The sequence below is a fragment of the Halorussus litoreus genome (assembly GCF_003382685.1).
GTDB classification, from domain to species: Archaea; Halobacteriota; Halobacteria; order Halobacteriales; family Haladaptataceae; genus Halorussus; species Halorussus litoreus.
Genome location: NZ_QLVG01000077.1, coordinates 1 through 12,350, shown reverse-complemented (window position 1 = coordinate 12,350; position 12,350 = coordinate 1). Strand labels below are relative to the sequence as shown.

General features: G+C 67.3%; 9 protein-coding genes. 1 reads left to right on the top strand and 8 read right to left on the bottom strand.

The window, feature by feature from the left end; all coding sequences use genetic code 11:
- The 4 genes from DPQ64_RS17800 to DPQ64_RS17785 all read right to left on the bottom strand — a co-directional run.
- Positions 1-916, bottom strand: a 916-nt coding sequence (locus tag DPQ64_RS17800; protein ID WP_198662195.1) for an HTTM domain-containing protein, incomplete at its 3' end; no start/stop codon positions are given.
- 235 nt (positions 917-1,151) lie between these two features.
- Positions 1,152-1,748 (bottom strand): hypothetical protein, encoded by a 597-nt coding sequence (locus DPQ64_RS17795; RefSeq protein WP_115865650.1) that lies wholly within the window; start codon positions 1,746-1,748, stop codon positions 1,152-1,154.
- 80 nt (positions 1,749-1,828) lie between these two features.
- Positions 1,829-2,437: a thioredoxin family protein gene (locus DPQ64_RS17790; protein WP_115865649.1), complete on the bottom strand. Its 609-nt coding sequence runs from the start codon at positions 2,435-2,437 to the stop codon at positions 1,829-1,831.
- A gap of 45 nt (positions 2,438-2,482) precedes the next feature.
- A complete protein-coding gene (locus tag DPQ64_RS17785; RefSeq protein WP_115865648.1) occupies positions 2,483-3,487 on the bottom strand; it encodes a glutathione S-transferase family protein in 1,005 nt (334 codons plus the stop codon).
- Between the two features lie 277 nt (positions 3,488-3,764).
- Here DPQ64_RS17785 and DPQ64_RS17780 point away from each other — a divergent pair, with 277 nt between their 5' ends.
- Positions 3,765-5,564, top strand: a complete 1,800-nt coding sequence (locus DPQ64_RS17780) for a cbb3-type cytochrome c oxidase subunit I (protein WP_115865651.1) — start codon at positions 3,765-3,767, stop codon at positions 5,562-5,564.
- A 104-nt stretch (positions 5,565-5,668) separates the two neighbouring features.
- On the opposite strand, the gene DPQ64_RS17775 is transcribed toward DPQ64_RS17780, so the two are convergent.
- From DPQ64_RS17775 to DPQ64_RS17760, 4 genes are all read right to left on the bottom strand, one after another.
- Positions 5,669-6,097: a CopG family ribbon-helix-helix protein gene (locus DPQ64_RS17775; protein ID WP_115865647.1), complete on the bottom strand. Its 429-nt coding sequence runs from the start codon at positions 6,095-6,097 to the stop codon at positions 5,669-5,671.
- A gap of 127 nt (positions 6,098-6,224) precedes the next feature.
- Positions 6,225-6,587, bottom strand: a complete 363-nt coding sequence (locus DPQ64_RS17770) for a DUF7522 family protein (protein WP_115865646.1) — start codon at positions 6,585-6,587, stop codon at positions 6,225-6,227.
- A 264-nt stretch (positions 6,588-6,851) separates the two neighbouring features.
- Complete coding sequence (locus DPQ64_RS17765; protein ID WP_115865645.1) at positions 6,852-10,490, bottom strand: PKD domain-containing protein; 3,639 nt, start codon at positions 10,488-10,490, stop codon at positions 6,852-6,854.
- Between the two features lie 170 nt (positions 10,491-10,660).
- The coding region (locus tag DPQ64_RS17760; protein WP_115865644.1) for a DEAD/DEAH box helicase at positions 10,661-12,350 on the bottom strand (1,690 nt) is incomplete at its 5' end.

The following is a 12,350-nucleotide window of genomic DNA, read 5'->3' as shown; positions in this document are numbered from 1 at the left end:
CGCGCGCGGCCCCGCGCTCCGCCGCGTCCCAGAACCGCGGCGGGAGGAAGACCAGCAGGCCCGCGGTCGAGACGAACGGGAAGACGCCGAGCCGGAGCGAGAACGCCATCCCGAGGTGCATCCCGACGAAGAGTCCGGCGAAGACGGCTCGGGGCCACCCCGTGAGTGCGAGCAACAGTGGACTCGTCGCGAGCAGGGCGATCCAAAACAGGTCGAGCGCTCCCAACATGGCCGGGAACTGGCCAAGCACGTCGCCGAGCAGGATGGTCAGGCTGTCGAGGCCCAGCGCGTACCGCGCGGCCTCGCCCGACAGCCAGTTCTCCCCGCGGAGCTTGAACAGCGCGTTCGTCGCGTACACGAGGACGACCTGCACGAGCAGCGCGGCCGAAGCGATGCTCGCGACTCGTGCGCTTCGGCTTCGGGCGGACCCGGCCCGCTCCCGAAGCGCGTCCACCGACCACCGCCCGCCGAGCGGGAGGAAGACGCTCCAGAACAGCAGTCGCCGGAGGACCGAGTCGCCCGCGTTGAGGACGATGGGGTTGCGCGCGTGGAGCGACACCACCAGCGCGAACGACACCGCGGTCGCCAGCGTAGTCCGATAGCCGGCCAGCAGCGCCAGCGCGGCTGCGCCCGCGACGACAAACAGCCCGACCTGCGCCCACGCCGACCCCGACATCGCGTGGAGCGAGACGGTTGCGAACGCGGGGAACTGCTCGCGGAGGAGCGCCCGCGGGAGCACCCCGGCATCCGTGTAGAATGCCACGAGGTGCCGGGAGCGAAGCGCCAGGTCCGCCAGCAGCAGCAGGCCCAGCGAGATCCGGAGGGCGGCCAGCGCTCGCGGGTCGACGCCGAACCGGCGAGCGAGTGCGGTTCGGGCTCGACCGGCGAGTCGGCCCGCAACCGTGCGTACGTCCATCGGGGAGTGATTTTCGCGACCGTCACGTAAACCCGACGGAAGGATGCGGGGTCGGCTGGTCCCGCGCGGGTAGTTCTCGCTCGGGGTGTAGCCCGCCCATTGCGACGGACCCGTTCGACCGAGCCGGATGTTCGTTTGCGTTTGCGCTTTCGTTTCCGGAAACGAAAGCGCAAACGTAAACGAAGACGCAGATGGAGCCCGCGTCGGGTCCGGAGTCGTCGGGCATCACGCCGCCTCAGTTCCCGTCGTACAGTTCCGAGCCGTGCCAGACGACCGCCCAGTCGGCCGGACTCGGTAGCCCGCAGGCGGTCACGGCCACGAGGAGTGCCGTTCCAACAGCGTCGTCGGCCGCCAGCGGATCGGGGAGCACGCCGACCGCGACCAGCGCGAGCGGGAGTGCGAGCAGGACCGGCAGGATGGCGGCCGTGCGGACCAGCCAGTCAGGCGTTGCATTGGGGAGATGAGTGACCTCCACGCGCATCAGCCCGCCGGTCAGGGCGTTCCGGAGGGTCGTCAGACCGTCGCGCGCGGACTGGCCGAACCGCGGCGACCGAGTCGCCGCGGTCCGGCCAGCAGTAGCCGGTGGCTGGGTTCCAGCCGCTCTCCCGTCCGTCCGGGTCGAATGCATCGCGTCGTCGTCCGGGAGACGCGCAATGGATTCGTCGTCAGGCAGTACCGTGACGGTGTAGTCCGCGTCGGCAAGCGCGAGCGGAATCACGTGGAGGAGTTCGTGGACGCAGACGCCGACGGCGAGCGTAGCGACCAGCGCGAGGCCGGGGACGAGCAAGTCGATAGTTTGGTCGACGACGAGCGAGTGGAGGGCGCTGTCCATCGTCGGCCGGCGCTGGTCGGCGAGGGGTCACCAACTTTTCGGAATCGCTGAGTAGAATTCGAACCGCTCCCGAAACTTCGTCACTTCCACTTGATGGAACAGCCCCGCGAGGGCATGAAGTCGAGGTCCACGTCCTCGCCCGCCAGCACGGCGTCGATGGCGTCGTCGATGTAGATCTCGGTCGGCTCGTCGTCGGGGTTGAGCGCGTCGTCGAGTCGGCCGTGATACGCGAGCGTGAACGTGTCGCCCTCGTCGTCTCGCGGTTCCACCGCTCGACTGTCCGAGGCGCGTTGCGCCTCGCTATTTCGCAGGAGGAACGGGTCGGGCGTGCAGGTCGCGCCGTAAGCTTCCGCGACCGCTTGGGTCTCGTCGCGGAGGTAGGCGTCGTACCGGATGGTCCCGTCCTCGACCAGTTCGACCATCGTCTCGAAGTCGTCGTCGGGGTACTCCTCGGCGTCGTTGGGGTTGATCCCGACCACGGCCGCGTCGTCGTACTCCTCGGCGACGCGGTTCAGCAGGTCGAACTTCGCCTGCGCGTACGGGCAGTGGTTGCAGGTGAACACCAGCAGGACTGCGTCGTAGTCGGCGAAGTCCGCGAGCGTGTGGGTCTCGCCGTCGGTCCCCGCCAGTTCGAAGTTCGGCACCGCTTCGTCGCGCTCCAGTTTCTCCTCGGACTCTTGAGCCACCATGGTCGGCGATTCGTCGCGCGCTGGAAAATACGTTGGGCTTGCGGGTCAGCGGAGGGGTTTCTCGGCGAGTTCCGCGGGCGGCCCGCCGGGGAGTTCGTCGCGGTGGTGGGGTGCCTCGAAGTCGGGGTCGGGACCGAGCGGAACGATGCGCTTCGGGCTGACGTCCGGGTGGGTCGTGTAGTAGTGCTCCGTGATGTGGTCCATCTGTACCGTCTCGCCGAACCCGTGCGTCTGATAGAGGTCCCGCAGGTACGGCCAGAGATTGTCGTACTCACGGACGAACTGGCGGTTGCACATGAAGTGCGTGTGGTAGACCTCGTCGAACCGGACCAGCGTGGTGAACATCGCCACGTCGGCCTCCGTCAGGCGGTCGCCCGCGAGGTAGCGCTGGTCGGCGAGCAGGTCGTCGTAGTGGTCCAGCGCGTCGAACAGCTCCGTGACGGCGCGGTCGTACGCCGCCTGAGTCTCGGCGAAACCGGTACGATACACCCCGTTGTTGATGGGCTCGTAGATGTCCTCGACGAGTCGGTCGACCTCGTCGCGGTAGCCCTCCGGGTAGAGGGTCACCTCGCGCTCTGCGACGTCACCAAATTCGGTGTCGAGCATCCGCATGACTTCCTTCGACTCGTTGTTGACGATGGTCTCGCGCTCCTTGTCCCATAGCACGGGGACTGTGACGCGCCCGGTGAAATCGGAGTCGGCAGCGACGTAGGTCTCCCGCAGGTAGTCGAAGCCGTTGACGTGGTCCTCGGTGCAGCCCTCCTTGTCGGAGGTGAACTGCCAGCCGTCGTCCTCACGGTAGGGGTCGACCACCGAGACGGAGATGGCGTCCTCCAGCCCGAGCAGGCTCCGCACGATCAGGGTGCGGTGGGCCCACGGGCACGCGTACGAGACGTACAGGTGGTACCGGCCCGCCTCGGCCGGAAACTCGGCGTCCGGGTCCGCCGACACGCTGTCGCGGAACGCTGACTCCTGTCGGTCGAACTCGCCCTCCTCGTCGGTGGACTCGTAAGCCCCGGCGCGCCACTCGCCGTCGATCAGCATATTCATGGCTTACGGTAGGTCTCGGCGAGGTAAAGGGTCGGTGTCCGCGGCAGTCGGGGCCGTGATTGGGATAGACGTACAGTTGTGACAGGGTACCTTTGACTCCGGCGCGCGTTGCTCGCGTGCGCCGGGGTTAAAAATAAACCGTGAACAAGCCAACCGCCGAGAGCTGACTCGGAAAGCCGACCTCCGAATGTTCAAAGCTTTGGCCCAACCTTTCTTTGTGGTGTAGTCCGCACCTTCGAGTATGGTAGAAGCCGGGGAGATCGCACTCACTGTCGTAATGGGGGCCCTTCTCGTCGCGGTCGTCGCCTATCTCATGCGCATCGAGAGTTGGCGGTCCTACACGCCAATCGGCGGGGGGAGCGGCGGATACGCCGAGGGGACAGAGGTGGGCCACGAGGAGAAGCCGGGCGGACTCGTCCGGTGGCTCACGACGGTCGACCACAAGGACATCGGGATGCTGTACGGAACCTACGGCATCGTCGCGTTCGCGTGGGGCGGCATCAACATCGTCCTGATGCGGACCGAACTCATGACGCCCGAATCGGCGATCATCGGCGCGAACTTCTACAATTCGCTGTTGACCTCCCACGGGATCACGATGCTGTTCCTGTTCGGCACGCCCATCCTCGCGGCGTTCGGGAACTACTTCATCCCGCTGTTGATCGGCGCGGACGACATGGCGTTCCCGCGGATCAACGCCATCGCGTTCTGGCTGCTCCCGCCCGCCGCGCTCCTCATCTGGTTCGGGTTCTTCGCCGCACCGCTGGGCATCGGCATCGAACCGTCACAGACCTCGTGGACGATGTACACGCCGCTGTCGGTCGAGCAGACGAACCCCGGCGTGGACCTGATGCTGCTAGGGCTGCACCTCTCGGGCGTCTCGGCGACGATGGGAGCGATCAACTTCATCGCGACCATCTTCAGCGAGCGCGGGGAGGACGTCGACTGGGCGAACCTCGACATCTTCTCGTGGACGATGCTGACCCAGTCCGGGATCATCCTGTTCTCGTTCCCGCTTCTGGGGAGTGCACTGGTGATGCTGCTGCTCGACCGTAATCTGGGCACGACGTTCTTCGAAGTCGGGGGCGGTGGGTCGCTCCTGTGGCAGCACCTGTTCTGGTTCTTCGGCCACCCCGAAGTGTACATCCTCGTGCTACCACCGATGGGGCTGGTGAGCCTCATCCTGCCCAGATTCTCCGGCCGCAAACTGTTCGGGTTCAAGTTCGTCGTCTACTCCACGCTGGCCATCGGCGTCCTCTCCTTTGGCGTCTGGGCCCACCACATGTTCGCGACCGGAATGGACCCGCGCATCCGGGGAAGCTTCATGGCCGTCTCGCTGGCCATCGCGGTGCCGTCGGCGGTCAAGACGTTCAACTGGATCACCACCATGTGGAACGGCCGGTTGCGCATGACCGCGCCGATGCTGTTCTGCATCGGGTTCGTCCAGAACTTCATCATCGGCGGCGTGACCGGTATCTTCCTCGCGTCGGTGCCGGTAGACCTCGTGCTCCACGACACCTACTACGTCGTGGGCCACTTCCACTTCATCGTCATGGGAGCCATCGCTATCGCCGGCTTTGCGGGTATCTACTACTGGTTCCCGCTGTACACCGGTCGGATGTACCAGCGCACGCTGGCGCAGGTCCACTTCTGGCTCACGATGATCGGCTCGAACGTGGTCTTCTTCGCCCTGCTCATCCTGGGCTACGGCGGGATGCCCCGGCGCTACGCCACCTACCTCCCAGGATTCCAAGACCTCCACGTGGTCGCCGGCGCGGGCACGTTCCTGCTGGCGTTCGGCCAACTCGTCTTCGTCTGGAACATCGTGACCTCGTGGATGGAAGGAGAGCGCGTCGAGAGCGCCGACCCGTGGAAGCTCGAACGCGACGGGCTGAAGACCCGCGAGTGGACGTGGTTCGAGCGCAAGCGCGAGACCGCCATCTCGGACGGCGGGGAGGTCGCGGCCGACGGCGGTGAGGAGAGCGAGGGCGGCACAGAAGACGACTTCGAGGAGAGCGCGACTGGCGAGGAAAGCGAGGTCGGCGACGATAGCGACGACCAGAAGTCCGACGACTGACGACGGGTTCGGCGACTGACGACGGTTCCTGCAACTGCAACTGTGCAGCTCGCGGGCGCGTCCCGGGCGCGCTTCGCGAAGCGCGCCCGGGACGCGCCGACACGTCACTCGTGGCCCGCGAACGGCCCCATCTCGTCGACCGGAATTACGGAGTAGTCGACGGTGAAGGTGTCCTGGGTCGCGCGGATCTTGCCGACGAACGTCGAGATGGTCGCGAGGTCGCCTTCGAGGATGAACAGCTCCATGCAGTAGTGGTCGCCGACGTGGTTGTGGACGTTCGAAGAGACCAGGTTCTCGTACTCGTGGCGCAGGCGAATCATCCGCTCCTCGACGGTCGAGTTCTCGTAGCTGAACAGCACCGTGACCACACCCATCAGGTCGCGGTCCTCGAGCTTCTTGTCCTCGAACTCGCCGAGCAGGTTGCGGGCGGCCTCGCGGAACACCTCGCTCCGGCCGGTGTAGCCGTGCTCCTCGGCGAACTCGTCGACGCGGTTCAGCAGTTCGTCCGGCATCGAGATGCTGACGACGGTCATGTATTAACGGAGGACGAGTGATTTGATAAGCGTTGTTACTACTCGGGCGCTGACCGGGCGGGATTGCTAACGGCGGCCGCTTCGTACGATTACTCGGCCGGTGCGCGACTACTCGGTCGACTCGTGCTCACAACTGCGCGATGCAGTCGTTCATGAACGAGTTCAACTGCCGGGCGGCGTTCGGGTCGAGAGTCACCACCATGCCGCGGGCCTGGGTCAGCGGGAAGTGCATCACGGCGGCTTCCTCGAACGACCGCACCGTCCCGTTGAGTTCGCCAAACGGGAACGCGCGGCGTTCGCGCGACCGGGACTCGTGCTTGAGGTAGGAGATCATCCGCTCGGCGACGGCAGTCGGGGTGTCCCCGCGGAGGTCCGCACGCAGGAACAGGATGTCGCACCCGCTCTCGTCGTAGAACACGATACCGCGGAGGTCGTCGCCGACCCGGCGTCGTAGGTACTCGACGAGTCGCTGGGCGCTCGCTGGAGGCATACACTTGAACTGACAGGGAGAGAAGATTAGTTTTGTGGCCATTCAGGACGTTTTATTATTATTGTTCTTCCCGATACCACCCTCCGACGACGGTCTTTCAATCCGGGGAGAATGGTAACCGCTGGATAGTTGCGGTCGGTTGGCGGGCCGCAGCGCAACTGCACTGCGCCCCGCCAGCCGACCGGGGGTTGTTTACCGTACCCGTCCAGCATCCGGCAGTTCACCGGTGCTGTCGCGAGCGATGGGTGACGACCCCCGGCCGGGTCACCCCCGTCGTCGCGCCACCAGCGCGGCCGCGAGCAGCGCGACGAGGGCCGCACCGACGCCGAAGCCGGGCACGCCGGTCCCGCTCGGTCCGATGCCGTCGCCATCGTCGCCGCCGTTCGTGCCGGTCACGTCGAGCGTCGCGGTCTCGCCGCCGACCTTGATCTCGTAGCTCCCTGCGGCGTCAACCTGCCTGACGAACGTGACCTGCGTCGTCTCGTCGGCGGGCACCTCGACCGTCTCGGTCTCCAGGTCCTCGCCGAACATCGTGAGCGTCACGGTCGCCTCGCCGGGCTCTCCGCCCGCGTTCTCGACCGTCGCGGCGATCTCGACCGACTCGCCGGCCTCGATGGTCGAGCGGTTCAGCGACACGTCGGCGACCGACACGTCGGCGGGGTCGACCTGCTCGACGGTGAGCGTACCGGTGGACGCGCTCGCGACCGACGCGTCGTACGTGCCGGGCGTCGGGGCCGTCCCGGAGAGGGTCACCTCACGGGTCTCGCCTGCGGGGATCTCCACCGCCGCGGAGTCGACCACGTCGCCCGACAGCGTGAAGTTCAGCGTCAGCGTCCGGGCGGTCGGTCCCCCATTTTCGACCGTCGCGGTGGCTTCGACTCGCTCGCTGGTCGTCACCGTCTCGTTCGCCAGCGCGGCGTCGGTCAGCGCGAGCCCCTCGCTCGCCCCGACCGCGAGTGTGCCGAGGCCGTCGCCGGTCGTCTCGAACCGGTAGACCCCGTCCGAGGTGTCGACGAGGGTCGCGTCGGCTCGCGTCCACTCGCCGTCGTAGCGGTACGCCGACACGTCGGTCGGGTCGGGGAACTCGCCGAGCGCGGACTCGCTGACGGTGAACGTCACGGTGGCGTTCTCGACCGTCGCGTCCAGATACGCCGACCCGAGGTCCAGATACGCCAGCGTCTCGGCCGGCGCGGCGGGACCACTCACCGAGTCGTCGGTCAGCGCCGGGACGCCCTCGGGCGCGGCCCTGCTCGCCGCACTCCGGAAGAGGACGTGGCTGTCGTCGCTCGCCAGATTCACGGCCAGCGTCCGGAACCGAACCCCCGTGCCGTCGGTCGCATTGGCGGCCGACAGGTCGGTCCGCACCGTCTCGTCGGCCCGGCCGTTCCGCACGTCGACCTCGGTCGTGCTCGGGCCGACCTGCTGGGTCTCGGTCACGACCGGCGGCGGTCCCACACTCACCGATCCGCCGCCGCCACCGCCGCCACCGCCGCCGAACGCGCGCTCGGCTTCGTCGACCGTGACGTTCACGGCGGTCGCGGTGCCGTTGTTCCCGCTCCCGTCCTCGACGGTCACCAACGCCTCGAAGGTGCCCGTCGCGCCGTAGCTGTGCTCGACGACCGGTTCGTCGGTCACGCTGTCCACGGTCCCGTTGCCGTCGAAGTCCCAGTGGTACCGCGCGATGTCGCGGTGGGGCGGGTCGGTGGAGTTGCTCGCGTTGAACGTCACGTCGTCGCCGACTTGCGTTTCGTTGTCGTCGACCGAGAGGAACGCGTCGGGCGGCGACTCGTCGGGCGGTAGCACGGTCACTGTCCGCCGGGTGGTGTTGCGCTCGCCCGCCGCGTCGACGACCACGAGCTGGATCTCCGCGCGTCGGGTTTCGGAGATCTCCTCGTCGAACGTGTAGGTCGCCTCGCTCCCGGTCGCGCCGACCTCGCCGTCGACGAGCCAGCGGTACTCGGCGATGCGGCCCTCGTCCTCGACCGTCGCAGCCAGCGAGAACGCCACCCCGGTTGTGGCCTGCTCGGGCACGGACACGTCGACGATGTCTGGCGGTTGGGCTTCCGTCACGGTCCCGGAGACGGTCGCGTTGTCGACGTTACCGGCCCCGTCGACGACTTCCAGAGTGGCGGAGTAGTTGCCCGCCGACTCGTACGGACTCGCCTCGACCGTCGCCTCGTCGGTCACTTCGTCGGGCTCGCCGTCGCCGTCGAAGTCCCAGCGGTACTCGGCGATTTGGCGGTTGTCGTCGCTCCCGCTCGCGTCGAAGGTAAGCGATGCGCCAGCCTCGACTTCGGTCGGGGTCACCTCGGCCTGCGGGGTCGGCGACTCGGTGTCCTCCGCGTCGATCTCGACCGGAATACTCGTCGTGTCTGTGTTGCCCGCGGCGTCGCTGACCTGCACCTCCACCGTGTAATTGCCGACGCCGTCGAAGCTGTAAGTCACCCGGTCGCCCGCCGTGGTGTTCGTCCCGTCGCCGAACGACCACTCGAACTCGTCGGCGAACTGGCCGCTGTTGTCGGAGCTTCCTGTCGCGTCGAACGTGAGCTGTTCGCCGACGACGTGGTACTCGTCGAGGCCCTTCTCGCCGGGTTCCACGTCGAGGCTCGCCGTCGGGGGCTGGTTCTCGATCACGGATATCGACACCGATGCGCTCTCCTCGATATCGCCGTAGTCCGCGGTCACGCCGACCTCGCGGTCGGTCACGTTCTCGAAGGCGTGAGTCACGGTCGGGCCGGACGTCTCGTCGTCGGGTTCCCCGTCGCCGTCGAAGTCCCACCGGAAGGCGTCGGGACTCCCGTCGGCGTCCGCGGCGAAGGTGACCGGCTGGCCGACCTCGGCGGTGTCGTCGGTCGCGTCGCTGTCGAGGCTCACGTCGGTGCAGGCCGGGCCGCGCTGGATGACCAGCGGTTCGCCCATCACGAGGTCCTGCTGGACGCCGTTCGTCGTACCGTCGTTGGTCCGGACCTCCCAGTCGCCGTCGGCGATGTCGCCCGAGAACGAGTTCGTGATGGTGACCGACTCGCCCGGCGCGAGATTGTCGAACCCGCGGTACGCGCCGCCGTCGGTGCCGTGCTTGACGGTACCCCCGCTGTTCTCCCACGCGTCCCACGACCAGTCGATGCTGAAGTACCCGCCAGTGAACCGATCCAGCGGTTCGCCGCTCCCGTTGTCCACGAAGTCGGCGTCGGGGTGGCCGAACCGGACGTTCCCGTCGGTGTAGTAGTCGTCCATCCCCGGCTTGGGGTACTTGTCGTCGATGTACGCCCACTCGCCGGAGGGTAGATCGTCGAACTCGAACGAGACCTGTCCGTCGCCGGGCGAGCGCTCGAGGAACCCCTCGTGAGGGCCGGAGATGCCGTTGTACGGGCTGTGCGAGGAGATGCCGATGTTCTCGTAGAGCCGGTCGTGGCGGACCACGAGGCTCACGTCACCGGCCGCGTTCTCGTAGAACCACAGGTGGCTGTCGCCGTTCTCCGACCAGTTGTACAGCCCGTAGGTGCCATCCTCCCACGGCTCCCAGCGGTACTGGACGTTGAGATACGGCGCGTCCTCCGCGGTCTGTCCCGAGCCGTCGGTGGCCCGGTAGCGGTAGTCCATGATGGATTCGATGGTGACCGGACCGTCCCAGTCGGGGTGTTTGAACTGTCCGGTCACGTCGCCGTCCTCCTCGTCGATGCTCCCCCGCTTGACCACCTCCGGCACCATCTTCTCGTGGTCGTGCGTGAACGTCTGCACCTCGTAGCAGCGGTCCACGCTGGGCTGGCGGAGCGTGTAAGTGTCTCCGCCGTGATGGTTCGCCGCGGCGGTGTCCGCGAATCCTGCGTCGCCGAGCGGGACGCCCGAGGCGACGACCAGGAACGCGAGCGTCAGAGCCAGTATCGTAGCGTTGTCGGTGTTCATCTCGCTGATGCGCCAACGTATTCCGCTATTTCCCTTTGTTATGCTTTCGCTGAGAGGCCTTTTGGCGACGACTGTTCGCTCGCAGACCGTGCGTAACTGGCCGGAGAATCAGGCCTAACTGCCCGGATAATCAGGTGCTAATTGCCCCAAAACGCGAAGGGGTGACCGGTTCAGAGCCGGTCGTCGGCCACGCCAGCACCGTCGTCGACCGCTTCGGCGCTGCGCTCGGTCACCCGAACGCCCTTCGCCGAGAGATGCTGCATCCGCTGGCGGGCGAAGTCCTCCTCGGTGGTCCCGCGCGTCGCGAGGACGTACATCCGGGCGGTGCCAGTCGGGCGCATCGTCCGGCCCGCGCGCTGTGCGCCCTGCCGCCGGGAACCGCCCAGCCCCGAGGCCACGATGGCGAGCCCGGCGTCGGGCAGGTCGATGCCCTCGTCGCCGACCCGCGAGACGACCAGCGCGTCGCGCTGGCCCGACCGGAACTCCTGGAGAAGGTGCTCGCGCCGGGCGTGGCGCATCTCGCCCGAGACGAACGGGACGTTCAGCGCTTCCGCGAGCTGTTCGCCCTGGTCGAGGTACTCCACGAATATCAGCGCCTTGGAACCGGGGTGCTCGGCGAGCAGGTGGCGTATCTCCCGGAGCTTCGCGGGGTTGCTCGCGGCGGCCTGGCGCTTCTCGTGGCCGACCGTGCTGGCGTACTCGCTCCGGGCGTCCTCGCCGTCCCACGGCACGTACCGGATCTGGACCTCTGGCTCCTGCACGTAGCCGGCCTCGAACAGCGCGTCCCAGTCGGTGCCGATGGGCGGGCCGATGAGGGTGAAGATCTCCTCTTCGCGGTCGTCCTCCCGGACCGGAGTCGCTGAGAGGCCAAGCCGGTGTTTGCTCTGGAGGTTCGCAGAGCACCGGTAGACGTTGCTCGGGATATGCTGACACTCGTCGTACACGATCAGCCCCCACTCGCGCTGGTCGAACAACTGGCGGTGCCGGTCCATCCCCGCGGTCTGGTAGGTTGCGATGGTGACCGGGCGAACGTCCTTCGTGCCGCCGTGGTACTCGCCGACCTGCTCGGCGGTCAGCGTAGTGTGGGTGAGAATCTGGTCGCGCCACTGGCTGGCGAGTTCGCGGCTCGGGACCAGGATGAGCGTCTCGCCGCCGACCGCCTCGATTGCGGCCATTCCAGCGACGGTCTTGCCGCTGCCCGGCGGACCGACCAGCACGCCGGACTTCACGTCGACGAACTCCTCGATCCACTCGCGCTGGTAGGGTCGGAGTTCGAGGTTCAGCGTCAGGTCGAGAGGTTCGCCTGTTTCGAGGGTCCGGTCGTCCTGCACGGGGTAGCCCGCCTCGTAGAGCACGCGCTTGACCTCGGCCACGCTGTCTGCCGCGACCCAGCTCTCGTCGTCCGAGATGGGCGCGCGGAGCTGGCCGTCGTCGAGTTTCTGCCGGGCGACGTTGCCCATCAGGTCGTCGCTGGCGGCCTCGAGCACGACGTAGCCGTCCTCGTGGGTCCGGAGGGTGAACTGGCGGGCGCGCTCGTACTGGCTCTCGATCCAGTCTTCGAGGTGGGGCTCACGCTCGGGCAGCACGTCGCGGACGGTGCCCAGCAGGTCGTCGAGGTCGTCGAACGGCGCGGCCCACACGTCCTCTTGGCGGATCTCGTAGCGGTAGGCACCCGACTGGGTGGTGTCGGTGAGGTACGCGAACTGCGAGAGTTGCGCGCGGGTGAACTGGGTGGGCTGGTCGACGACGAGTTCCCGTCGCTTCGGGAAGACGACCACGCGCTCGCGGTCGGCCAGCCGGCCCCAGTCGGTCGGATACCAGACCACCGGGTCGTTCGACACGTCGAGGCGCTCGACGCCC

Excerpts from the sequence above, each read along its gene's own strand:
- DPQ64_RS17795 (WP_115865650.1), bottom strand. The coding sequence starts at position 1,748 with ATGGACAGCGCCCTCCACTCGCTCGTCGTCGACCAAACTATCGACTTG.
- DPQ64_RS17790 (WP_115865649.1), bottom strand. The coding sequence starts at position 2,437 with ATGGTGGCTCAAGAGTCCGAGGAGAAACTGGAGCGCGACGAAGCGGTG.
- DPQ64_RS17785 (WP_115865648.1), bottom strand. The coding sequence starts at position 3,487 with ATGAATATGCTGATCGACGGCGAGTGGCGCGCCGGGGCTTACGAGTCC.
- DPQ64_RS17780 (WP_115865651.1), top strand. The coding sequence starts at position 3,765 with ATGGGGGCCCTTCTCGTCGCGGTCGTCGCCTATCTCATGCGCATCGAG.
- DPQ64_RS17775 (WP_115865647.1), bottom strand. The coding sequence starts at position 6,097 with ATGACCGTCGTCAGCATCTCGATGCCGGACGAACTGCTGAACCGCGTC.
- DPQ64_RS17770 (WP_115865646.1), bottom strand. The coding sequence starts at position 6,587 with ATGCCTCCAGCGAGCGCCCAGCGACTCGTCGAGTACCTACGACGCCGG.
- DPQ64_RS17765 (WP_115865645.1), bottom strand. The coding sequence starts at position 10,490 with ATGAACACCGACAACGCTACGATACTGGCTCTGACGCTCGCGTTCCTG.